The sequence below is a fragment of the Streptomyces sp. NBC_00286 genome (assembly GCF_036173125.1).
Lineage (GTDB): Bacteria > Actinomycetota > Actinomycetes > Streptomycetales > Streptomycetaceae > Streptomyces.
Genome location: NZ_CP108054.1, coordinates 2,889,859 through 2,912,773 on the forward strand (window position 1 = coordinate 2,889,859; position 22,915 = coordinate 2,912,773).

Consider the following 22,915-nt stretch of genomic DNA (forward strand, 5'->3'; position numbering starts at 1 on the left):
GGGGACCGCAGAGTTACTGCGGCGGGTTTCCGTGCTTGCGGGACGGCAGATCGGCATGCTTCGTGCGAAGCATCGCCAGCGAGCGGATCAGTACTTCGCGGGTCTCGGTGGGGTCGATCACGTCGTCCACCAGGCCGCGTTCGGCCGCGTAGTACGGGTGCATCAGCTCGGCCTTGTACTCCTTGACCATGCGGGCTCGCATGGCCTCGGGGTCCGCGGCCTCGGCGATCTGCCGGCGGAAGATCACATTGGCGGCACCTTCGGCTCCCATCACTGCGATCTCGTTGGTCGGCCAGGCGTACGTGAGGTCCGCACCGATGGACTGGCTGTCCATCACGATGTAGGCGCCTCCGTACGCCTTACGGAGAATCAGCGAGATCCGGGGCACGGTCGCGTTGCAGTACGCGTACAGCAGCTTCGCTCCGTGGCGGATGATCCCACCGTGCTCCTGGTCGACGCCGGGCAGGAAGCCGGGGACGTCCAGAAGAGTGATGATCGGGATGTTGAAGGCGTCGCACATCTGCACAAAGCGCGCGGCCTTTTCGCTGGCCTCGATGTCCAGGACGCCTGCCAGGGACTGCGGTTGGTTGGCGACGATGCCGACCACCTGGCCGTCGAGGCGGGCCAGGGCGCAGATGATGTTGCGGGCCCAGCGCTCGTGGATCTCCAGGTAGTCGCCGTCGTCGACGAGTTCCTCGATGACCTTGGTCATGTCGTACGGCCGGTTGCCGTCCGCGGGCACCAGGTCGAGGAGGACCTCGGAGCGGCGGTCGGCGGGGTCCTCGGAGTCCGCGTGGGGCGGGTTCTCGCGGTTGTTCTGCGGCAGCATCGACAGGAGGTAGCGCACCTCGTGGAGGCAGGTCTCCTCGTCGTCGTACGCGAAGTGCGCGACACCGGAGGTCTCGGCGTGCACGTCCGCGCCGCCGAGGCCGTTCTGGGTGATCTCCTCGCCGGTGACCGCCTTGACGACGTCCGGCCCCGTGATGAACATCTGCGAGGTGTCGCGGACCATGAACACGAAGTCCGTGAGCGCCGGGCTGTAGGCGGCGCCGCCCGCGCACGGGCCGAGCATCACGCTGATCTGCGGGATGACGCCGGAGGCCTTGGTGTTGCGCTGGAAGATGCCGCCGTAGCCGGCCAGCGCGCTGACGCCTTCCTGGATGCGGGCGCCCGCGCCGTCGTTCAGCGACACCAGCGGCGCCCCGGCGGCGATGGCCATGTCCATGATCTTGTGGATCTTCGTGGCGTGGGCCTCGCCCAGCGCTCCGCCGAAGATCCGGAAGTCGTGCGCGTACACGAAGACCGTACGGCCCTCGACCGTGCCCCAGCCGGTGATCACACCGTCCGTGTACGGCTTCTTGGCCTCCAGGCCGAAGCCCGTGGCCCGGTGCCGGCGCAACTGCTCGACCTCGTTGAACGAGCCCTCGTCCAGCAGGAGTTCGATGCGCTCCCGGGAAGTCAGCTTGCCCTTGGCGTGCTGCGCCTCGGTCGCCTTGTCGCTGGGTCCGCGCAGGGCCTCCGCACGGATCGCGTGCAGTTCGGCCACACGCCCGCGGGCGTCGGTGGGTTCTCCTGCGGCTTCTGGGGCGGAGGATCCGGCATCGTCCAAAACGGTCATGTAGCGACCTTACGAAGTCCACCGTCGAAACCGGGCCGTCGATTCCTCACAGTCTCCGGGTCGTTTTCCTGGTACCCCTGAACAGAACGCCAGGGGCATGCGGGTCAACCACCAGCTCAGGGGCGGTCTGGCTTGTTGGGGTTCTACAAAGGGGGTTGCTGTGGCGTGCTGCACACGTCGGTGCGGGCGAACTGGTTCTTGGGTTGGTTCTCCTGCACACGCTGGACGTCGGCAAGGATGTCCTTGACGCTCCCCTTCCCCCTGCCCTCGCTGTAGCGGGTGAGGGTCAGCAAGATCGCCTCGTGGAAGACGTCGCGTACGGCGGGGGGCATCACGTCCGAGGCGTCCAGGCAGCGGGGGGTGTCTTCAGAGGTGAGCCGCTTGACGACTTCGCTCTCCAGGCCACCCCTCCTGGAGCGGACCTTGTTGTTGGCGGAGAACACTCCGGCGTCGTCGGCCCAAGTTTGCTGGTGCTCTTTGGAAGCGAGCTTGCTCAGCAGTTCCTTGGCCTGAGGGCTGCTGCTGAAGAGGGCGGCGAAGTCTCCGGTCACCTCGTGGGCCTTCACACCGTAAGGGCCGCGGGGCAGCAGGTCGGCCGAGTCCGTGAAGTCAACATCCTTGGCTCTCTCGTTGAAGTCGACATCCCTGGCGCTGTCCTCGGTATAGAAGAAGGGCGCGAAGGACCCCTGATGCTCCAGCGAGCATCCCTTTTGGCTGAACAGGAGTCCATTGCTGTCGTCGTCGGCCCCCCGGTGGTCGGCGATCAGCGCCCGCGCGGCCAACCCCTTCTTGCCTTGCGTGAGCAGGTCACCCCAGGCATTCCAGGCGTCCATCACCGGCTTGTCGGTCCATTTCAGCTCGCCTCGCACCCACTGCTCGTACACCTTGGGTCCGGAGCCCTGTAGCACCAGGTCCTCGATCCAGTCGCTGCCGGGCCAGCCCGAGGGGCCGTCCTCGCCCATGCCCATGCACCAACTCGTTGGCGGTGCGGGCGATTTGGGCGGTTCGGTGCCCTTGCGATGCCAGACGATGCTCTTCAGGTCGGCCCTCAGCGGCACCCAGAACACGTCTTCCGCGCCCTTGCCGGAGGGCTGCCAGGGCGGGCCGTACTCGCTCTTCTTGTAGACCTCGTCGTCCAGCTTCTCGAGACGCTCCTGATGGGCGTACTCGGCGAGTTCACCGAGGCCGGGCATGATCACGATGTCCGGAGGCTCGCCCGCCTGCACCTGCGAGAGCAGCACCTCGCGCTGCGCGGCGGTGCCTTCGTACTCGTACGGGATGTCGAGTTTATCGAGGAGCTTCTTGAACTCCGTTTCCTGGGGGCCGGTCCAGGTGCCGAGGATGGTGACCTCCTCCTCGCTTTCCGTCTGGCCCGGCGCGGCGAGTTCACAGCCCGATGCCGTGAAGAGCAGGGCGCAGACGAGGAGTACGGTGCGGAACCTGGTCAACGGGCCCTCCAGTAGTCGGCGTTGAGCCTGCGTCCGATGCCGGTGGCGGGCAGGAGGAAGACGAGGATGCCGCCGCCCAGCGCGCCGTAGTACACCGAGTTCTGCCACTCGCCTGCGCTGAGTTCCTTGCGTACTTCCTGAGACTTTTTGGAGACCTCGGTCTGGGCGCCTTCGAGCCTCACGCGAGCGTCAGTGGTGTCCACGTTCGTTTCGCGCTCGGTCTGCTTCGCGACGGTTGTGATCGCGGTGAGCTTGTCTCGGGCGTTGTCCATGTGCCGCTGGGTGACTGTCGTAGCGAGGAGTGGGACCACGGCGAGGGCGATGGTGAGTACGAGGGCGCTGAGCAGCCATGGGTTGTAGTCCCGGCCGCAGCGGTCGCGCAGTACCCACAGCGCGGACAGCAGTGCCAACACGAGGACGAGCAGGGCGAGTTCGGCGATGACCCAGCCGGTGTACCCGAGTGCCCCCATTGTGGCGAGCCCCTCCGCGCGATCCATCTGCCGGTTCTGCAGCTTGTCCAGGCGCGGCACCAGGCCCACGTCGGTGCGGATGAGCAGCGAGCGCGCCTCCCTGAACTTCTGGTCCTGCATAGGCCCGGCGTCGTGATAGTAGAGGGCACCGTTGGTGATGGAGGTGCCGTACGAGTCGAGCAGGCCGTTGATCGTGCCGAGGTCGACGCTGGTTCTCTCGGCGAGCCGCGACAGGCTCTGATCGGCCGCGGAGAGCTGCGACTGATAACTCTCCCCCGCTGCCGGCACGCCGTTGAGATTCTTCTTGACCCAGTTGGCCTCCCAGTCGGCGCGCAGCAGCGCGAGCCGCGTCGCGGCCACGTCCTGCACGGCGGGGGCGGCCTGTGACCGCAGCCCGTCGGCGCTCAGCGCCACTTCGCGGTACGAGACCAGCAGCGCGGTGACCGCGACGACCGCTGCGAGGGCCATCGCCAGGAGGTGGAATTCCAGGAGTCTGCGGGTCCGGTAGCGGCTGAGTCGTCTGCGGTACGCGGCTGACGGCCCCGTCCCTGTGCGAGGGCGGGCGCCGGCCGGTGTTTCGGAGCGCTTCGTCGCCTGGTCGCTCACAGCAGTTGTCCTCCGCATTTGATGCAGTAGCGGGCCTCACGACCTGCGCGGTGCTGACACTCCCTGCAGCGCGGGCCGCCGCCCGTCCTGATCGGGGCCTCGATCAGCGGTCCGCCGGGCCGCGATCCGGCCCACAGGATCTTCTGGCCGAGCGTTTCGGTGTTCACCGTGGCGTGCAGCCGGACCCGGCCCGCCTCGGCGTCGATGATGTCCGCGAACACACGTATGTTCTCCAGCACACGCTCGACGCCGAGCCGCGTGGCGAGACGCGCGGCCTCGCCCAAGTGCCGCTCGGCGAGCTCGCGTTGCAGCGGATCGAGGGCGCGGAGGCCGGTGCGCAGAGCTAGGTGCATGGCCGTGACGTCCTGCATGCTGCGGACGCTTGCGCCGCCTTCCGGGGCCACGACGCAGGGGTTTCGCTCGTCGGCGCGATGCCAGCGGGCTATCACGGGCACGGAGTGATCGCCGATGCTGACCACGGCGAACTGGAGGTCGGTCTCCAGCGGGTCGCCCTCGGCGTCGACGGCCAGGGTGAGCAGGTAGTCGCGGACACCGGACTCCCACTGGTACGTGGGGAACCGCCAGCGGTGCGGGCGTCCCGGCTCACCCGGCTCGAACAGGCCGCCGAGCCGGTGCGGCCGTGGCGCCTTCTCGCCGAGGGCGACCTGGCGGACGGCGAGCCGGGCGGTCACCTCGATGGGCAGCTCGGGGCTGTGCACCCGGCGCAGCCGCCGGATCGCCCCCGTGATCGCGTTGCCCAGCCGCTCCTCCACGAACTCGGCGGTGCCGTGCAGGCGTTCGGCGATGGTCAGCAGCGGGTCGGGCGCCCAGTCGTTTCCGATGGCCAGCACATCGCAGGTGAACTGCCCGGCGCAGGCGTCGAGTTCCTCCTCCAGGCGGGTTTCGCCGGGGCCGCTGCTGCCGTCGGTGATCAGCAGCAGATGACGTACGGACAAGGGGCGGGCGGCGAGCAGGGCCCGTACCCGGGCCATCCAGACGGCGTACCCGGCCGGGCGCGGGCCGTCCCGGTGGAGGGCGAGAGCTTGGGCCGCGAAGGCGGCGCGGCGCTTGTCGTGCGTGTCGGCTATGGCCCACTCCTCGCCGCCGACCGGGTAGCACAGGTCCGGCTCGGGGCCGGAGCCGAGGACGGCGTAGGAGATGCCGTCGGGGAGGGCGCGCAGTGCTGCGGGCAGGGCGTGCCGCACGGTGTGGCGGCGCGGCTCGGCGACGTCGAGGGCGATGATCACGGCGAGTTCGACGGCCGGGAGTTCGGCGGGGACGCCGGTGTCGGCGATCTCGACGCGCAGATGGGCCTCGAGCTGTGCGCCGCGATGCGGGCGCAGATCGCGTTCGTGATCGACGGAGAGCCGAATGTCCAGATGTGGCGGCCGGGTGGGGCTGCTCATGACTCCTCCAGCGCTCCTTCGGCTTGGTGCGCTCGTGTGTGCTTCGGCTATGGCTGTCGCTGTGCCTGTGCGGGGTCGGGCCGGGGTCAGACGAGGGTCTGCGGTCGTATCGCGTGGGACAGGTCGACCAGGTGCTCGTGCGCGGCGGCCGAGTCCTGGTGACGTACGGCCAATTGCCGGTAGTGCTGCTCCAGTTGTTCGCGTACGTCGCGCTCCGCGGCCGACAGTGGGCGGCGCGGCCCGAGACGGTCGCCGCGTGCGTACAGCGCGTCGAGCTTCCACTCGTACAGCTCGGTACGCAGCCGCAGCGCCTCGTCCTCGGAGAGCCGCAGCTCGGAGGCGCCCGGCACCTGCTCGCCGGCGCGCTTCAGCTCGTCGAGGCCGGCGTCCACGTCGGCGGGGGCGGCCAGCAGGTGTGATCCGGCGGGCAGCCGTGCGGCCCGGACACGCAGAGCGGCGATGGCGGCCACGGTGTGGTCGAGCGAGCCGACGGGGACCCGGCCGAGCACGTCCAGGGCGGCCGCGCGGTCGCCGGCGCGCAGCGCGATCCGGGCCAGGCCCAGGGCGGCGCCGCCGTGCGAGCGGTTGCGGGCGAGCACCGATTCGTACAGCTGCCGAGCGGTGGGCTCGGCGCCCCCGCCCACTCCCGCTCCTGCCCTGGCCGCCTCGCTGAGCGCTTCCAGGCAGTAGGCGAGCGCCAGTTTCGGCGCGTACTCGCCGGGCAGATCGAAGCGGACCTCGGTGAAGTGCTCCTGTGCCTCGGCGACTTGGCGCGGATCGTCGTAAAGGTCGGCGCGGCGCAGGGCGATCAGGCCGCGGTGCCACTGGAGCCGCCAGTCGCGTACGGCCCGGGGTCCGGGGATGGAGTCGGCGGTGTCGAGTTCCTCCTGGGCGCGCTCCAGGTCGTCCCTGCCGTCCCGGCCCACCAGGACCCGTACGTTGTGCAGGCAGATCTCCACCGAGGTGGGCCTCTCGGTGTCCTGGCTCAGGAGTTTGCCGGGGTCGTAGCCACTGCTTATCTCGAACTGGCTGGTCTGCGGATCGCCTGGATAGCGCCGTGGCAACGGAAGATAGCGGGCGATCTCGGTGGGGGTGGGTGCGCCGAGGTCCAGGGCGGGCGCGGTGGGCGGGCTGTGCCGGTCGCGGCGCGGGCGAGCCAGCCAGTGGTCGAGTCCGGGCACGGTGCCGAGCCGTGCGCCGAGGAGTTGGGCGGAGGGCCGGAAGTACGCGGAGGGCTCGGGCGGGTCGGTCTTGCCGCGCAGTGCCCGGATCTCGCGCAGCGCGCCGCGCAGTTGGCCGGCCATCTCCTGGGCGTCGGCGAAGCGGCGGCCGGGATCCCTACGGGTGGCGCGCTCGACGACCCAGTGGAAGGAGGCGGTGCCGAGCCCCGGTACGTCGTCGCCGACGGCATAGGTGGCCAGTTCGCGCAGGGTGACGCCGACGGTGTGCAGATCATGGGCGACGGTGAGGGTGGTGGTGTTCTCCGACTCGGGCGCCATGTAGCCGGGGGTGACGTGGGCGGGCGGCTCGCTCTGGCCCTGCTCGCGCATCCCGCCGAGGTCGATGACTTTGACGCCGTCCTTGTGGTGCACGACGTTGGACGGCTTCAGGTCCCCGTACACGAACTGCTTCTCGCCCCCGGCGTGCAGATGACCGAGCGCTTCGAGGATCTGACAGCCGTACGCCGCGACATCCTCGATGTCGAGCACGTACTCCCCTCGCCGGGTCTCCTCCATGACCGCTTGGAGGGTACGGTCGCCTACGTCGTCCATGACGATGTAGCCGCCGGTGACCTTGCCGGACTTGTCGCGGTGGCTGACGAAGTCGCGGATCTGGACGATACGGGGGTGGCGGATGGCGACGAGATTGCGGCGCTCGACGTCCGCATGCTTGGGGCCGTCCTCCTCGTACCGGTTGAGCAGGCCCTTGACGGCGACCCAGTCGCGGAGGTTGTTGTCGCGGGCGAGATAGACCCAACCCTGGCCGCCGTGCGCGATGGGCCCGATGATCTCGTACTTGTCGCCCAGCACGGCGCCCCGAGTCAGTTCGGGCCGGTACGAGTAGGGCGTGCCGCAGGCCGGGCAGTGGCCCTCTATCGGCACCGGGCCCTCGGTGTAGGGCGGGGCGAAGGTGATGCCGCACTCGGCTTTGGAGCAGGTCATCCGGATACGCAGCGGGGCCTCGGCGCTGATCAGGCGCTCCTCGGGGGTCCGCGGGTCGTGTTCGGGCAGGGCCAGCAGCTCCCTGGGGCCGAACTCCATGGGTTTCTCGGGGAGTTGGGGCAGGCCCGGGTCGTTCGTCGCGGCGCGACCGCACTCGGCGCAGTAGCCGGTGGGCAGGACGGCGCCGCCGCACGGGGCGCCGGTGAAGCGGCGGTGAGGGCAGGAGGTCATGCCCGTCCTCCGTGGGAGCGGAGGCCCGCGCGCCTGTAGAAGCTGAGGTCCATGCGCAGCCTCTTGATCAGCTCGCGCAGCCGCTTCAGCCGCTCCTGTGGATCGCTGATGCCGTCGATCGCGCGGCGTTCGGTGCGACGCAGATCGACCACCAAGGACTCCGAGCCCAGCGAGCCGCTGCTGACCACACCTATCTTTACCGCGTGGTCGACCTCGAAGTTGTTCAGATCGGTGAGAAGCAGGTCCGCGTGGCCCTCGAGCGCGGGCGCCAGCAGTACGTCGCGGGCCGCCGTCCAGCCGGTGCCGCCCTCGGTACGGAAGACGATCAGCAGCCTGAAGCCCACCCTGCGCAGCCTGTCCAGAAGCTCTATCAGCGGCCGGGGGTCGGCCTCCTGGTCCATGCCGTCGACGGCGACAACGGGTCGTAGAGGCTTGGGCTTCTGGTCCATGCCGTCGACCGCGGCGACGGGTGGTTCAGGCTCGCGCAGCCTCACCGCGCCCGGACTGCGCCCGGTGCCGAGCAGCCAGTCCCAGTACGCCAGATACTCTCGTCCAGGCGTGTACGCGATGTAATCCAGGGCGCGGTCTGCCAGTGCGGGCCTGCTGGAGCGGCCGCCCTGGTAGCGCAGCTCGGCGCGGTTCAGCAGGAACCGCAGCGCGCGGTCCTTCCCGCTGCCCGGAGGTACGACGGTGATCTTCACCGGATCCTCGTGGGGGTCCTCGAACCAGGTACCCAGCCGGTCCTCGAAGCCCTGGTTCCAGGCACCCGGACCGATCAACTCTTTGACCCCGGGCGACAGTTCGGCAATGCGCTCGATGGGGATGAGATACGAGAAGGCAAGCACGTTGTCCTCGGGCAGCGGCATCCCCCTGTCGCCGCGCCAGCTGACGATCAGGCCGACCACGCGGGGTGGATTCTGGTCGTCCGGCATGGTGCACACGGCGGCGCCGCTGAAGCCCCGGCGGACGACCCCTCTGCGGTGGACGGAGTCCACCTGCACCCACTCACCGCTCATGCCACCGATCGTGCCGTGCAGGGCCATGCCATCTTCGAAGCCCTTCGCGTACCCCGTGGCGTACACCGGGAGTCCGGCCCACATCTGGGGTTCCAGCGTGGCGGGGCGGGCCTGCGGGCGCGGGCTCTCCAGCCGGAGTAATGCGACGTCCTCGCCCTGACCGTCGGGGCCGGGCAGCCAGCCGTCCTTGGCGACGCGCGCCGCCACCGGTTCGATCTCCCGGTTCTCGGCGAACTCCACCCACATGACGTCGTTGCGGTCAGTCACCACGTGCGCACACGTCATCACGAGGTCCGGATCGATCAGCACGCCCGCACCGCACACCGGCCCGCTCGCGTCCCCGCGCCGCAGCCTCAACCGCCAGTCCGCTTGTAGCTCCCCCATGCCACATCAGCGTACGCGCGTCGCATGGCCTGTCCCTAGACCCGTGACCAGGATTGACCGGTCAACGAGCGGAAGTGGTACGGGAGATGGCCTGGTGGGGACCGGAACCGGCCGGTCCGGCGCCCGAGGCCGCCGATGGTTCAATGTGCCCCGTACGAGCGACCCCGCGACTCCCGTGCCCGCGTGGGACCTATCCGCGCGGGTCCTGTCCGCGCGGGTCCTGTCCGCGCGGGTCCTGTCCGCGTGGGTCCTGTCCGCGTGGGTCCTGTCCGCGTGGGGCTCGAAATGCTTCCTGATACTTCCTGAGACCCGGAATACTTCCCACGGGGACCTCGTTGAAGATTAAACCAGCCTCGGTGCAGCGCCGAGGCTCGTCCCCCAAGGAGCCAGTCATGGGTCTCTTCAGCAACAAGGACGCCGGCGACACCGCCACTGCCACCCCCACCGCCGACCTGTCCGCCCTCACCGGCGACTACACCATCGACCCGTCCCACACCACCATCGGCTTCGTCGCCCGGCACGCCATGGTCACCAACGTCAAGGGCAGCTTCACCGACCTCTCGGGCTCCCTGCACCTGGACGGCAGCGACCCGTCCCGCTCGACCGCGACCGTCGACGTCAAGATGGACAGCATCGAGACCGGCAACGCCGACCGTGACGGCCACCTCAAGAGCGCCGACTTCTTCAAGACGGACGAGTTCCCGACGATGACGTTCCGCTCCACCAAGGCGGAGTCCCTCGGCGGCGACGACTACCGCATCACCGGCGACCTCTCGATCCTCGGCACCACCAAGCAGCTCTCCATCGACCTGGAGTTCAACGGCTCCGCGAAGGACCCCTTCGGCAACGAGCGCGTCGGCTTCGAGGGCAAGGCGGAGATCCTGCGCTCGGAGTGGGGCCTCACGTGGAACGCGGCGCTGGAGACCGGCGGCGTGCTCATCTCGGACAAGGTCAAGCTGAACTTCGACATCTCGGCGATCAAGAACGCCGGCTGATCCCTGGGGATCTGTCTCTGCTCACGCCCCGTCACGGCCCGCCGCTCTGGGCCGGCCTGCCGGGCGGAACTCCTGCGACCTTTTTGTGTGCGTAACGTGCAACAGCCGTACCCGGTACGGCTGTTGACGCACGATGAAAGTTCCTGGCGACCCGGCATGGGGAGTCCAGGGAAGTCCAGTTCCAGGAGAAGCAGTTGAGCACGAAGACGGGACCGCAGCGCTACCCCTACGCCAGCCGGAAGCACTGGTACCAGGACGAGTACGGCGGCGACGCGATGGAGGTCAACGCCGTAGTCCTGCACACCACGGAGGGCCGCACCCTGCCGGACTACGGCGGCGGAGCCTCGGCCCCGAACCTCACGGCGGTGCCGGACCTGGCGGCCAAGAAGCTGCGCTGGTACCAGCACTTCGACATCGAGACCTCGTCCCGCGCCCTGGTCAACGAGTCGGGCGGCGTGGAGACGAACGCGCTCAACGTCTGCCAGCTCGAACTCGTCGGCACCTGCGACCCGAGCACTCACGCCAAGTGGGAGGAGGCGGGCCAGTCACACATCTACTGGCCGAAGGCCCCCGACTGGGCCCTGCAAGGCGTCGCCCGCTTCCTGGCCTGGATGCACGCCGAACACGACGTACCCCTGTCCGGTCCGAAGGAGTGGCCCGCCTACCCGAAGTCGTACGGGAACGAGGGCGGGCAGCGGATGAGCAGCGCGGAGTGGAACGACTTCAGAGGGGTCTGCGGGCATACGCATGTCCCGGAAAATCAACACGGGGATCCCGGAGCGATCGACTTCTCCCAGCTCATCAAGTACGCGAAGGATGCGCCGGACACGAAGGCTGACGGGCAGGGCGCGCAGGAGGAAGGCTGGACGGCGCGCTTGACCGGGGCTTTTCGGCGTTGGACGGGGGCTGGTCGGCCTTAGGGTCTGTCCGGCCCCGGCCGCCCTGGACCCGGGCCACCCTGGCGCCCGGCTGATCCCAGCTCGGTGATCGCCTTCTCCAGCCGAGCGGCCCTGACCTCCGGAGTCCTGGCCCTCAACAGCACCAGCATGACCTGGTATTGCCCGGTCCTGCCGAGCCGCTCGAAGGCTTGCTTCGCGCGAGGATCGCGTTCCAGCGCGGCGGCCAGATCGTCCGGAACCGTGGCGTTCCGCTGCGACTCGTACGCGGCCGCCCAACGCCCGTCCGCCTTGGCCGCCGCCACCTCCGCGAGCCCACGGGGCCGCATACGCCCGGCCGCCGTGAGTGCCTCGACCTTGCGCACGTTCACCATGGACCACTCGCTGCGCGGCCGGCGAGGGGTGTACTTCTGCAGAAAGTACGTCTCGTCATGGCGCCGACGCTGACCGTCGATCCACCCATGACAGAGGACCACGTCGAGGGCCTCCGCCGCAGTGACGGTCGTCCGGCCCGAGCCCTTCTTGGCGACCTTCAGCCAGATCCCCCGCTCATTCCCGGCATGGTCATTGAGCCAGGCGTCCAGCTGTTCCGCGCTGCCGAAAACCTTGATCTCCAGGCCGTCGAGAGTGTCCATGAGGGCACGGTAGGGCGGGCATAGGACAATTTCTGTCCTACTAGCCCAGCGTCGGTGCACTTAGGGAAGTACGTTTGCCGGAAATACACTTCCCCTGACGACCATCAGGACGAGACGTCAGTCAGTCGACGACCGGATCCTCGAGAACCTGGACGAGCACCCGGCTCTGGAAGCCCTCGGGATCGGGGCTGGACAGGCCGGCCATGGTCACCAGTGCCTTCCACAGGGCCCAGCCGCGGGCTCGGCGCCAGGTTTCGTCGGGCAGGCCGACGGACTCGCGGAAGACCTTTCGCTCAGCGCCCTCGAAGTACGTCCAGGCCATGACGAGGTCGCAGGCGGGGTCGCCTACGCCGGACGTGCCGAAGTCGATGACGGCGGACAGGGCGCCGTCGGTGGCAAGCAGGTTGCCGACGGCGACGTCGCCGTGGAACCACGTCGGTGGCAGGGGCCAGGCCGAGGTCAGCGCGCTCGCCCAGATCGCCTCGCAGGCAGCTACGTCGACGACTCCCTTGAGCTTGTCGAGGGCGGACTCGACCTGATCTCCGTAGGCGCTGGGGTGGCAGCCACGGAAGTAGGAGTGGACACCGGCGGCCTGGCCCTGCCGGGCAGGGGCCTGGCGCAGAGCGGTCAGGAAGCCGCCGAGGTCGCGGGCCAGCCGGGTTCGGCCGATGTCCGTCGACGCCTCGACCGTGTTTCCCGGCAACCAGCGCCGTACTGACCAGGGAAACGGGTAGGCCGCCGCCGGGCGGCCTACGGCGACCGGTTCCGGTACGGGCAGCGGCAGGTGCCCGGCCAGGACAGGCAGACAGCGGTCCTCCTTCTCGACGGCGGCCACGTACCCCTCCGCACTCGGCAGGCGTACGGCCAGTTGCTCGCCGAGCCGGAAGGTCCGGTTGTCCCAGCCCTGGCGTGCCACGGGCTCGACCGGAAGGTCACTCCACTCGGGAAACTGGTCCGAGACCAGGGTGCGCACGAGTTCCTCGGTGATGTCGATCACCGGTCCAGTCTGCGTGCCCTGTCGGCGCCGGGGCACGTGCTTCGTCAAGATCCGGATGTGGGGCGGCCCTTGGGCGCCGGGAAATCGTTCATCCGCGGCGGTCCCTTCCGGCCTCGTTCTCACCGTCGCCCCGCGTCCTGGGCTGCGTTCGTGAGCGGCGGACCCGGCGTTAATTGACTGGACCGGGGGCAGCGGGCGTAACTAATCTGCCCCTCATGTCCAGTCCTGAGGCGTCAAGACTCCGGCCACCGGCTCTCCGGTGGCTGTTTGGGATGTTGGACTGAAGCTTCGCGATCAGCGGTCGAAGATCGACGATCCACGTCACCTCTCACCGTCGCCGGAACGCCGTGCCGTCGGCCGTGTTCGTTTTCGGGTGTGCGGAGTTCTTCATGCCGTTTGGGCTGTATCTGTTGGGGCTTGCTGTCTTCGCTCAGGGGACTTCTGAGTTCATGTTGTCCGGGCTGGTGCCGGACATCGCGCGGGATCTGGGCGTGTCCGTTCCGGCTGCCGGGTCGCTGACCTCGGCGTTCGCTGTCGGGATGATCGTGGGGGCGCCGTTGATGGCCGTCGTGAGTCGGCGGTGGTCTCGGCGTGGGTCGCTGCTGGGGTTTCTGGGGACCTTTCTGGTTGTCCATGTGGTGGGGGCGCTCACCAGTGACTTCGGCGTGCTGCTGGTCACCCGGGTCGTGGGGGCCTTGGCCAACGCCGGGTTTCTTGCCGTCGCTGTCGTGACGGCCATCGGGATGGTCGACGCGAAGGAAAAGGGGCGGGCCACGTCCGTGCTGCTCAGTGGCGTTCCCGTCGCGTGTGTGGCGGGGGTCCCCGGTGGGGCTTTGCTGGGGCAGATGTGGGGATGGCGGTCGGCCTTCTGGGCCGTGGTCGTTCTGTCCGTACCGGCCCTGTTCGCGATTCTGCGGTCCGTGCCGGGTGGGGTTCCCGACGTCGCGCGTGTCAGCGTGCGCCAGGAAGTACGGGCGTTGCGCGGGCCTCGGCTTCAACTGGCCCTGCTTCTGGGTGCGTTGGTGAACGGAGCGACCTTCTGCACGTTCACCTATCTCGCGCTGATGGTCACCTCGGTCACCGGGCTCGGGGCCGCTTGGGTGCCCGTCGTGTTGGCACTGTTCGGGCTGGGGTCGTTTGTGGGGGTGAGTGTCGGGGGGCGGATCGCTGATGTCCGGCCCGTACCGCTCCTTGTGGTCGGTGGGGTGGCGCTGCTGGTCGGCTGGGGCATCTTCGCGCTGACAGCGGGGAATCCGGTGGCCGCGGTCGTGCTCGCCTTCGTTCAGGGCGCGCTCTCGTTCGCCGTCGGGTCCACGCTGATCTCCCAGGCGCTGTACGCGGCGGCTGACGCACCGACCCTGGCGGGCGGTTTCGCCACGGCCGCGTTCAATGTCGGTGCCGCGGTGGGGCCGTGGGTCGGTGGCGTCGTGATCGGGGCGGGGTTCGGTTATCGCTCGCCACTGTGGGTGAGTACCGGGCTCGTGGGTGTGGCCCTCGTCGTGGGAGTGGCCGGCCGCCGGAGTCGGGCCGTCGCGGCTCCGGCGGCGCCGCCCGTGTGACCAACGAGGTCGAACAGTGCTCCGCCCCGTCCTCACGTACGAGAATGCCCCGAAGGTCCAGGCGCTCTCTCCGCGAAAAGCGTGACACATTCCCGGAAAGTGTCACGCTTTCGCGACTCGCCTCTCGGCAGAGGGGGTTGGCCATCCGGCTGTTAACCCGGTGCGGGACCAGCCCTTCGCCCGTACCCTTCCGCCATGACCTGGCTTCCCTCGGACTTCGTCCATCCCGTACGTGTCGAACTGCCAGGTGGGCAGTACCTCCGGCCGATCAGTGGAGCCGACGCTCCCATCGACTATCCCGCCGTCATGGGGTCGCGGGAGCGGTTGTGGAGCATCTTCGGGGAGGCCTGGGGATGGCCTGCCGCCACCATCACGTATGAGGCGAACAAGGCGGATCTTGAGCGGCATGCGGCTGAGATCGCCGCCCATGAGTCGTTCAATTACGTGTTGTTCGACGCGGCGGGCACCACCGAGTACGGGTGTGTCTACATCGATCCGCCGGAGAAGGCGGGCGCTGATGCCGAGGTCTCGTGGTGGGTGGTGGACGACGTCGTCGGGAGTGAACTGGAGCGGGAGCTCGACGCGTTCGTGCCTCGGTGGATCGAGGAGGCGTGGCCCTTTGAGCGGCCGCGGTTCATCGGGCGGGATCTGTCGTGGAAGGAGTGGCTGGCTCTGCCGGATGTCGGCTGAACCACCCCCGGATCCTCAGAAGCGTTTGCCACGTACCAAGACGTCGCTTCGGCGGGACGGTGCGCCACACAGGGCGCAGCGACCAGAGAGTGAAGAGTGAGTAGACAGATGCAACCGACGTTCGTACTGGTTCACGGAGCCTTCGCGAACTCCTTCTCCTTGGCGCCGCTCCAGGCCGAACTCGGCCTCCTGGGACACCGTTCGGTCGCCGTCGACCTGCCCGGTCACGGCTTCGGGGCTACCTTCACCCGCGCCTATCAGGCGCCGCAGGATCTGGACGGTCTCGCCACCGCGCCCGGTTCGATCAAGGGTGTCACGCTCGCCGACAACGCCGCGCACCTGATCGGGATCCTGGAACGGGCCAAGCGGAACGGCCCCGTGATCCTCGTCGCCCACAGCCGTGGCGGCGTCACGGCCACGGCCGCGGCCAACGCGCGGCCGGACCTGATCGATCGCATCGTCTATGTCGCGGCCTGGTGCCCGGTCGCTCTCGACGCCGGCGACTACTACGCCGAGCCGGAGATGGCCACGTTCGACGCCGCTTCTCTGGCCATGGCGATGGCCGGGAACCCCGCCGAACTCGGCCTGCTCCGCGTCAACTTCCGCACCGCGGATCCCGACGCCCTCGCGGCACTCAAAGCGGCCTTCCTCGCCGACGGCACCGACGAGGAGTTCCTGACCTTCCTGAGCACCTTCCAGCCTGACGAGAACCTGGACGTAGGCGCCTCCACCGACCGGGCGCAGGCCGCGACGTGGGGCCGCGTCCCGAAGACCTTCGTCCGCCTGGCCGACGACGCGAGCATGCCACTCGCCCTGCAGGACCGGCTGATCCGCGAGGGCAACGAGCTGACGCCGGACAACCCGTACGACGTCCGCACTCTCGAGGGCAGCCACCTGAAATGGCTGGTCGAACCGGCGTCGGCGGCCCGAGTCCTGGGCGAACTCGCCACGCTCACCACGCGTCCTGGGCCACCTTCGTGAGCGGTGGGCCCGGCGTCAGTTGAGCGGGCGGAAGGGGCGTGCGATTGAGCGGGCGGCGGGGGCGGGTGATCGAACGGGACGCTCCCGCCCGGGAATCGGACACGCGTGGCCGGAATTCGTGCCTTGTGGTGGCGTGCACCGCGTTCTCATAATCCTCCAACAGAAATCCCCAGCTCATGCCGTTGAGGGCGCGATCGTCTGTTACTTCTTTGGCATGTGCCTGACATCCATGGATGTCATTCGACCCCCAACATCAACTCTCAACATCAGTGCCCAACCCCCCACGGAAGGCATCACGTTGAAGAAGCTCCTCAAGGCGTTCAAGAGATGTGCCGTTCTCGGCGCCGCCGCCCTCGCGATCGTCAGCCTGCAGCCCGTCAGCGCCAGCGCCGCCACCCCGCCGGTCGTGGGCGGAACCCGCGCCGCGCAGGGCGAGTTCCCGTTCATGGTGCGGCTGTCCATGGGCTGTGGCGGTTCGCTCTACACCCAGCAGATCGTGCTCACCGCCGCGCACTGCGTGAACGGCTCGGGCAACAACACCAGCATCACGGCCACCGCCGGCGTCGTGGACCTGCAGAGCACGAACGGCCGGGTCCAGGTCCGCTCCACCAAGGTCCTCCAGGCCCCCGGCTACAACGGCACCGGCAAGGACTGGGCGCTCATCAAGCTCGCTCAGCCCATCAACCTGCCGACGCTGAAGATCGCCACCAACAGCCAGTACAACACCGGTGACTTCACCGTCGCCGGCTGGGGTGCGGCCACCCAGGGCGGGGGCCAGCAGCGATACATGCTGAAGGCGACCGTGCCGTTCATCGACGACGCCACGTGTGAGGGCTACGGCGGTTACTACAGCGGCCTCGTGCCGGGCGAAGAGATCTGCGCCGGCTTCGAGGAGGGCGGCGTCGACACCTGCCAGGGCGACTCCGGCGGGCCGATGTTCCGCAAGGACAACGCCGGTGACTGGATCCAGGTCGGCATAGTCAGCTGGGGCGACGGCTGCGCCCAGCCGAACGCTCCGGGCGTTTACACGGAGGTCTCCGCGTTCGCCTCGGCGATCGCTTCGGCGGCGGCTTCTCTCTGACGTAAGTCGGGCTCGTACGAGCGAACGCCCGGCGTAAGGCTCGTACGGTCGACGTTCGCCTCGTACGACCGAACGCCCGGCATAAGCCTCGTACGATCGCCGACCGACTTCGCCTCGTACGGACGCACGCGGGTCCGGCGCTCTCCGCGCCGGACCCGTTTCCCGTTACCCGTAACTCCATTCGGGACGCCTCAGAAGCCGCCCCCGAAGTCACCCCCGCCGAAGCCGCCGTCGCCGAACCCGCCTCCGAAGTCACCGGAGGAGAAGTCGGCGCCGGAGACGTCGCCGCCCTCGTAGCCGCCGCCTCCGAAGTCGCCGTAGCCGGAGCCGTAGGTGGCCGCGTACGACGGGCTGGCCATCATCGAGCCGAGCATCGTGCCGATGAGGAGGCCGGGGAGGATGCCGCCGCCGAAGTAGCCGCCGGCCCAGGGGCCGTAGGCCGGGCCCGCCTCCCAGTAGGGGCGGCGGCCGGTGTCGGTGTCGACCTCGCGGGCGACGGGCTCGAGGCCCTCGGCCAGGCGGGTGCGGTCGGCGGCGCAGACCGGGACGTCGCGAGGGGTGCCGCCGTCCGGTGTCCACGTCGCGTCGGCGACCGACGGGCCGTGGCGCGGGTCGAAGAAGCAGGGCGCCCGGCGCGGGGGCGGCGGACGGCCCTGACGGCGTGCGGCGAGCACGGCGAGCGAGAAGCGGCCGTCCTCCAGGGCCTGGGTGACCGCGCGCACCTCCTCGGGGCGCTGGGCCGAGGCCATGAACGACTTCGCCTCTTCGTACGCGTCGAGGGCGCGCTCGTAGTTGGCGCGCATCGCGTCGTCCGCGCCCTTCTCGGCGGGGTGGAAGTCCAGCCGGTCGAGCTCCTCGCCGAACGCGGTGATGTCCTCGTCGACGACCACGCGCAGCTTCTCGAGCGCGGCCTGCCGCTCCTCTTCCTTCTTGCGGCGGTTGCGGCGTACGAGCGTGTAGGCGCCCGCGCCACCGGCCGCGAGCACGACGCCCGTTCCGATCAGCACGCCGGTCGGGTCGGCACTACCGCCGTCGGTCCAGCTGCTGGGGGCGGAGCCGCCGACGTTGGCGAGTGCGCGGTCCGTGAAGTTGTCGAGCTGCGTCTCGGTGTCCTGGCCTCGGACACTGGTGACGAGGTTCTGCACGCCGTCCTTCGGCAGGACGACGGAGTCGGCCCTCGCGTTGAACTCGTCACCGAGCCGGATCGCGTACAGACCCGTGACCCCGGTCGCCGTGCGCAGGTTCTGGAAGAGGTCCTGCTTCGGGAAGTCGGCGGGGAGTACCGCGACGAAGACCGGCTTGTCGGCGTCCTCGATCTTGTCGGCCAGTGCGGCGGCTTCGGACTTCGGCAGTTGCCCGGACATGGACGGGTCGACGTACACGGGGCTCTCCTTCAGAGCCTCCGCGACCGCCGACACGTCCGTGGCGGCATGGGCGCGTGTAGCCCCGACGGAGAGCACCGCCAAGGCCGCGAACGCGATCACCAGTACGGTCAGTCCACGGTTGAGTGCGGCCTTCATACCTTCGAAGTTACTCCTGTGCGGCGCAAAGTGGGGTGGACGGTGCACGCCGGGCGCATGCACCGTCCCCCTGTGTCACACCGCCGCGCCGTCACGTCACCCGGCACGCCGCCGCCGCGCCCGTCACGCCGCCCGGTACGCCGCTGTCAGCTTCGCCACCGCCTGCCCGTACCGCCCGGCCAGCAGCAGCCGGTCGGCCTCGGCGAACGGCTTCGCCACCGCCTGGTTGATCCCGGAGCCGATCTTCTGCTGCACGAGCAGCCGCGCCTTGGTGACGATCTTGCGGCCCGCCTCCTCGGACCCGATCCGCTCGGCCACGGCCGCCGCGACCGCGAGGCCCTTCAGGGTCGCGGCCCCGCCGCCGGGCGCCTTCGTCAGCGTCGTCAGGCCCCATCCGTACGGGAACTGCGGGTCGTACGCCGCGTCCCCGACGTTGATCGGCAGCTGTGCCTCCGACTTCGGCCAGGTGACGGGCAGCTGCCCGGTGAAGTCCCGCCTCCCGTAGAGCACGTCGGCGACGCCGTCGCCCTCCGTGCCCGGCAGCCAGGACGCGACCAGGGCGTCGATGTCGCCGAGCCGGTCGCCGATGACCTGCGTACGGCCGGAGACGATCAGTACCGCGCACTTCATGGCACCGCACACCTTGTCCACGGCGGCCTGGTCGGCGGCGCTCAGCACCATGTCGTGGCCGTTGCCGACATCGCCCATGCCCTCGGCGTACGGGGTCTCGCCGACGACGACCACGCCCACGTCATGGCCGGAGGTGGGGGCCGTGGCCTCCTTGGAGTACGTGATCGTGGAGCCCGGAGCGGCCTTCCGCATCCCTTCCAGGATGGTCGTCCCCTCCGTGATGTCCCCGGACGAGCCCTGCCAGCTGATGGTCCAGCCGCCGGACTGGTTGCCGATGTCGTCGGCGTTGGACCCGGCGACGTACACGTTCTGCGACTTCTTCAGCGGCAGCACGCCGCCCGCGTTCTTCAGCAGCACCTGCGACTTGGCCGCCGCCTCGCGCGCCACGGCGCGGTGTCCGGGCGAGCCGATCTTCGATGCCCCGCTGGTGTCGGCGTACGGATTCTCGAAGAGCCCCAGCTTGAACTTCTGCGTCAGGATGCGCGAGACGGCGTCATCGATCCGCTTCTCGCTGACGCGGCCCGCCTTCGCCTCGTCCAGCAGTGTCTTGTGGAAGTCCTTGTAGGCGTTCGGGACCATGATCATGTCGAGGCCCGCGTTGATGGACGTACGGACGTCGCTCGCATAGTCCCCGGGGAGCTGGTTGATCGCCTCCCAGTCGCTGATCACGAAGCCGTCGAAGCCCATACGGTCCTTGAGGACGCCGTTGATCATGTCCGCGCGGGCGTGCATCTTCACCGCGCCCTTGCCGTCGCCGACGATGTCGAGCGAGGAGAACGACGGCATGACCGTGCCGACACCACGGTCCACGGCGTCCTGGTACGGGGACAGGTGAACGGCCTCCAGTTCCTTCCTGGTGACCTTGGTGACGCCCTGGTCGATGGTGTACGTGCCGGTCGTGGACGAGCCGTACTCGGTGCCGCCGTCACCGACGAAGTGCTTGGCGCTGGCGAGGACCTTGTCGTTCCGCTTCAGGTCCTTGCCGCTGGGCGCTCCTTGGAGGCCCTGGATGACCGTCGCCATGGACTCGACCAGGCCCGGGTCCTCGCCGAAGGACTCGTACGCCCTGCCCCAGCGGTCGTCGCGGGTCACGCACAGGCAGGGGGCGAAGTCCCAGGGGATGCCGGTGGCGCGGGTCTCGGCGGCGGTCACCTTGGCGGCCTCGTACGCGAGTTGGGGTTCGCGCGACGAACCGAGGCCGATGTTGTGCGGCATGATCGTGGCGCCGGCGAGGTTGTTGTGGCCGTGTACGGCGTCGACGCCGTAGATCAGCGGGATCCGCAGTCTGGTGGACATGGCGCTGCGCTGGAAGGAGTTGATCATCTCGGCCCAGGCCTCGGGAGTGTTCGGCGTGGGCGTGGAGCCGCCGCCCGAGAGGATCGAGCCGAGGCCGTACGTGGCGATGTCGCTCTGGTCGGTGACGGCGCCGCGCTCGGCCTGGGTCATCTGGCCGACCTTCTCCTCCAGGGTCATCCGGGGAAGAAGGTCCGCGACGCGCTTCTTGATCGGCAGCTTGGCGTTGAGGTAGGGGGCGTCTTTGCTGATCCGCTGCGGTGCCTCGTCGGCGACGGCAGCCGACGAGGCCAACGGCAGCAGGCCCGCCAAAAGTGAGGCGGAGACGAGCAGGGCGGCTCTGCGCATGACTTTCCCTTCGGCCGGGCTTCGGGACGCGGGGTGGTCAACTCTCGTACTGGCTCAGTCATTTGGGCAGCAGAACGAGAGTCAAGTGGCGTCCCAGAAACCCGTCAAGAGGTCATGCGGAACCGCTCCCACGCAGGCTCCTCCCACGCACGCTCACCACGCGAGCCGGTTCCGCCTCAGCGCACGTCACCGCACGAGCCCGTGCCGCCTCCCCGCACGTCACTGCGCGGGCTCGACCCCCGCCCGCAGCAGCCCGTACGTGTACGCGTCCTCGAGGGCCTGCCACGACGCGGCGATCACGTTGTCCGCCACGCCCACCGTCGACCACTCCCCCGTACCGTCCGACGTGGAGATGAGGACCCGCGTCGTGGAGGAGGTGCCGTGCTTGCCCTCCAGGATGCGGACCTTGTAGTCGACGAGGTCCAGCTTGGCCAGCTGGGGGTAGATCTTTTCCAGGGCCACGCGCAGGGTCTTGTCCAGCGCGTTCACCGGACCGTTGCCCTCCGCCGTGGCGACGATGCGCTCGCCCTTGGCGAAGAGCTTGACCGTGGCCTCGTTGGCGTGGCTGCCGTCGGGGCGGTCCTCGACGATGGCCCGCCAGGACTCCACCTCGAAGTACTTACGGACCTTGCCCTCGACCTCCGCCCGGAGCAGCAGCTCGAAGGAGGCGTCGGCGGCCTCGTACGTGTAGCCCTGGAGTTCGCGCTCCTTGACGCGCTCCACGACCCGGCCGACCAGCTCGCGATCGTCGCCGAGGTCGATGCCCAGCTCTTTCCCCTTCAGCTCGATCGACGCCCGGCCCGCCATGTCGGAGACCAGCATCCGCATGGTGTTGCCGACCTGCTCGGGGTCGATGTGCTGGTACAGGTCCGGGTCGACCTTGATGGCGGAGGCGTGCAGTCCCGCCTTGTGCGCGAAGGCCGAGACCCCTACGTACGGCTCATGGGTGGACGGGGTCAGGTTCACGACCTCGGCGATCGCGTGCGAGATGCGCGTCATCTCGGACAGCGCGCCCTCGGGGAGGACCTTTTTGCCGTACTTCAGCTCCAGCGCGGCCACCACCGGGAACAGGTTGGAGTTGCCGACCCGCTCCCCGTACCCGTTCGCCGTGCACTGGACGTGCGTCGCGCCAGCGTCCACCGCGGCCAGGGTGTTGGCGACCGCGCAGCCCGTGTCGTCCTGGGCGTGGATGCCGAGCCGGGCGCCGGTGTCGGCCAGGACCGTGGCGACCACGGCCTGGATCTGGGCCGGCAGCATGCCGCCGTTGGTGTCGCAGAGCACGACCACGTCGGCGCCCGCTTCCGAGGCCGCCCGTACGACGGCCTTCGCGTACGCGGGGTTCGCGCGGTAGCCGTCGAAGAAGTGCTCGCAGTCGACGAAGACCCGGCGGCCCTGGGAGCGGAGGTACGCCACCGTGTCGCGGACCATCTCCAGGTTCTCGTCGAGCGTCGTGCGCAGGGCCAGCTCGACATGCCGGTCATGGGACTTGGCGACCAGGCAGATGACGGGAGCACCGGACTCGAGGAGCGCGTTGACCTGGGCGTCCTCGGCCGCCTTGCCGCCCGCGCGGCGCGTGGCGCCGAAGGCGACGAGCTGGGCGTGCTTGAAGTTGATCTCCTGCCGGGCGCGGGCGAAGAACTCGGTGTCGCGCGGGTTGGCGCCGGGCCAGCCGCCCTCGATGAAGCCCACGCCGAAGTCGTCCAGGTGCCGTGCGATGGCCAGCTTGTCCGCGACGGTGAGATTGATGCCCTCGCGCTGCGCACCGTCGCGCAGCGTTGTGTCGAAGACGTGGAAGTCGTCGTCGACGTGGGAGAGGCCCTGATTCTCGTCGGTTGCGTCTGTCATCTCTACTGGCTCCTGTGTGGGATGCGGTCTACCGGAATGACCGGCTCCACCGTCCTCATAATCCTCGCGCTCCGGCCCCGGCTGCGGTTGGGCCGGGAAACAGA

At 69.1% G+C, this 22,915-nt stretch carries 16 protein-coding genes and 1 pseudogene; 6 read left to right on the forward strand and 11 right to left on the reverse strand.

Translation table 11 applies throughout. The annotated features are described in order from the left end of the window. Positions 1–13 precede the first annotated feature (13 nt). From OHT21_RS12960 to OHT21_RS12985, 6 genes are all read right to left on the reverse strand, one after another. Positions 14–1,618 carry an acyl-CoA carboxylase subunit beta gene (locus OHT21_RS12960; RefSeq protein WP_328768411.1) on the reverse strand — a complete coding sequence of 535 codons (1,605 nt, stop codon included), beginning with the start codon at positions 1,616–1,618 and terminating at the stop codon, positions 14–16. Between the two features lie 143 nt (positions 1,619–1,761). Continuing rightward, positions 1,762–3,066 (reverse strand): ABC transporter substrate-binding protein, encoded by a 1,305-nt coding sequence (locus OHT21_RS12965; RefSeq protein WP_328768412.1) that lies wholly within the window; start codon positions 3,064–3,066, stop codon positions 1,762–1,764. After that, the gene (locus tag OHT21_RS12970) at positions 3,063–4,142 is read right to left on the reverse strand and encodes a hypothetical protein (protein WP_328768413.1); all 1,080 of its coding nucleotides are present in this window, start codon (positions 4,140–4,142) and stop codon (positions 3,063–3,065) included. Before OHT21_RS12970 ends, OHT21_RS12965 begins: the two co-directional genes overlap by 4 nt. Beyond that, the gene (locus OHT21_RS12975; protein ID WP_328768414.1) at positions 4,139–5,548 is read right to left on the reverse strand and encodes a hypothetical protein; all 1,410 of its coding nucleotides are present in this window, start codon (positions 5,546–5,548) and stop codon (positions 4,139–4,141) included. Before OHT21_RS12975 ends, OHT21_RS12970 begins: the two co-directional genes overlap by 4 nt. Positions 5,549–5,634: 86 nt before the next feature. Continuing rightward, positions 5,635–7,941 (reverse strand): tetratricopeptide repeat protein, encoded by a 2,307-nt coding sequence (locus OHT21_RS12980; RefSeq protein WP_328768415.1) that lies wholly within the window; start codon positions 7,939–7,941, stop codon positions 5,635–5,637. Continuing rightward, positions 7,938–9,341, reverse strand: coding sequence for a S1 family peptidase (locus tag OHT21_RS12985; RefSeq protein WP_328768416.1), 1,404 nt, complete (start codon positions 9,339–9,341; stop codon positions 7,938–7,940). The genes OHT21_RS12980 and OHT21_RS12985 overlap by 4 nt, the downstream gene beginning before the upstream one ends. 392 nt (positions 9,342–9,733) lie before the next feature. On the opposite strand from OHT21_RS12985, the gene OHT21_RS12990 reads away from it, so the two are divergent. Beyond that, positions 9,734–10,336 (forward strand): YceI family protein, encoded by a 603-nt coding sequence (locus tag OHT21_RS12990; protein ID WP_328768417.1) that lies wholly within the window; start codon positions 9,734–9,736, stop codon positions 10,334–10,336. A gap of 194 nt (positions 10,337–10,530) precedes the next feature. Beyond that, complete coding sequence (locus OHT21_RS12995; protein ID WP_328768418.1) at positions 10,531–11,256, forward strand: hypothetical protein; 726 nt, start codon at positions 10,531–10,533, stop codon at positions 11,254–11,256. On the opposite strand, the gene OHT21_RS13000 is transcribed toward OHT21_RS12995, so the two are convergent. After that, complete coding sequence (locus OHT21_RS13000; RefSeq protein WP_328768420.1) at positions 11,253–11,867, reverse strand: YdeI/OmpD-associated family protein; 615 nt, start codon at positions 11,865–11,867, stop codon at positions 11,253–11,255. The two genes, OHT21_RS12995 and OHT21_RS13000, sit on opposite strands and share 4 nt — an antisense overlap. 121 nt (positions 11,868–11,988) lie before the next feature. Beyond that, positions 11,989–12,864, reverse strand: coding sequence for an aminoglycoside phosphotransferase family protein (locus OHT21_RS13005; protein WP_328768421.1), 876 nt, complete (start codon positions 12,862–12,864; stop codon positions 11,989–11,991). Between the two features lie 389 nt (positions 12,865–13,253). On the opposite strand from OHT21_RS13005, the gene OHT21_RS13010 reads away from it, so the two are divergent. The 4 genes from OHT21_RS13010 to OHT21_RS13025 all read left to right on the forward strand — a co-directional run bounded on the left by OHT21_RS13010 (position 13,254) and on the right by OHT21_RS13025 (position 17,175). Then, the gene (locus tag OHT21_RS13010; protein ID WP_328768422.1) at positions 13,254–14,423 is read left to right on the forward strand and encodes a Cmx/CmrA family chloramphenicol efflux MFS transporter; all 1,170 of its coding nucleotides are present in this window, start codon (positions 13,254–13,256) and stop codon (positions 14,421–14,423) included. Positions 14,424–14,618: 195 nt separating this feature from the next. Continuing rightward, a complete protein-coding gene (locus tag OHT21_RS13015) occupies positions 14,619–15,113 on the forward strand; it encodes an N-acetyltransferase (RefSeq protein WP_328768423.1) in 495 nt (164 codons plus the stop codon). Between the two features lie 108 nt (positions 15,114–15,221). Continuing rightward, positions 15,222–16,094: an alpha/beta hydrolase gene (locus OHT21_RS13020; RefSeq protein ID WP_328768424.1), complete on the forward strand. Its 873-nt coding sequence runs from the start codon at positions 15,222–15,224 to the stop codon at positions 16,092–16,094. Positions 16,095–16,392: 298 nt separating this feature from the next. After that, on the forward strand, positions 16,393–17,175 hold the full coding sequence (locus OHT21_RS13025) for a S1 family peptidase (RefSeq protein ID WP_328768425.1): 783 nt from the start codon (positions 16,393–16,395) through the stop codon (positions 17,173–17,175). Positions 17,176–17,366: 191 nt separating this feature from the next. Here OHT21_RS13025 and OHT21_RS13030 read toward each other — a convergent pair whose 3' ends face one another. The 3 genes and pseudogenes from OHT21_RS13030 to cimA all read right to left on the reverse strand — a co-directional run bounded on the left by OHT21_RS13030 (position 17,367) and on the right by cimA (position 22,811). Next, the gene (locus OHT21_RS13030; protein ID WP_328768426.1) at positions 17,367–18,695 is read right to left on the reverse strand and encodes a hypothetical protein; all 1,329 of its coding nucleotides are present in this window, start codon (positions 18,693–18,695) and stop codon (positions 17,367–17,369) included. A gap of 123 nt (positions 18,696–18,818) precedes the next feature. Then, positions 18,819–20,858, reverse strand: a pseudogene (locus OHT21_RS13035) (glycoside hydrolase family 3 protein); the annotation flags it as partial. 327 nt (positions 20,859–21,185) lie between these two features. After that, complete coding sequence (cimA, locus tag OHT21_RS13040; RefSeq protein ID WP_328768428.1) at positions 21,186–22,811, reverse strand: citramalate synthase; 1,626 nt, start codon at positions 22,809–22,811, stop codon at positions 21,186–21,188. Positions 22,812–22,915 lie beyond the last annotated feature (104 nt).

What these genes read in the sequence shown, in the direction of transcription:
- OHT21_RS12980 (WP_328768415.1), bottom strand. Translation starts at nt 7,941, where the DNA reads ATGACCTCCTGCCCTCACCGCCGCTTCACCGGCGCCCCGTGCGGCGGC.
- OHT21_RS12960 (WP_328768411.1), bottom strand. Translation starts at nt 1,618, where the DNA reads ATGACCGTTTTGGACGATGCCGGATCCTCCGCCCCAGAAGCCGCAGGA.
- OHT21_RS12975 (WP_328768414.1), bottom strand. Translation starts at nt 5,548, where the DNA reads ATGAGCAGCCCCACCCGGCCGCCACATCTGGACATTCGGCTCTCCGTC.
- cimA (WP_328768428.1), bottom strand. Translation starts at nt 22,811, where the DNA reads ATGACAGACGCAACCGACGAGAATCAGGGCCTCTCCCACGTCGACGAC.
- OHT21_RS13010 (WP_328768422.1), top strand. Translation starts at nt 13,254, where the DNA reads ATGCCGTTTGGGCTGTATCTGTTGGGGCTTGCTGTCTTCGCTCAGGGG.
- OHT21_RS13020 (WP_328768424.1), top strand. Translation starts at nt 15,222, where the DNA reads ATGCAACCGACGTTCGTACTGGTTCACGGAGCCTTCGCGAACTCCTTC.
- OHT21_RS13000 (WP_328768420.1), bottom strand. Translation starts at nt 11,867, where the DNA reads ATGGACACTCTCGACGGCCTGGAGATCAAGGTTTTCGGCAGCGCGGAA.
- OHT21_RS13015 (WP_328768423.1), top strand. Translation starts at nt 14,619, where the DNA reads ATGACCTGGCTTCCCTCGGACTTCGTCCATCCCGTACGTGTCGAACTG.
- OHT21_RS12985 (WP_328768416.1), bottom strand. Translation starts at nt 9,341, where the DNA reads ATGGGGGAGCTACAAGCGGACTGGCGGTTGAGGCTGCGGCGCGGGGAC.
- OHT21_RS12990 (WP_328768417.1), top strand. Translation starts at nt 9,734, where the DNA reads ATGGGTCTCTTCAGCAACAAGGACGCCGGCGACACCGCCACTGCCACC.
- OHT21_RS13030 (WP_328768426.1), bottom strand. Translation starts at nt 18,695, where the DNA reads ATGAAGGCCGCACTCAACCGTGGACTGACCGTACTGGTGATCGCGTTC.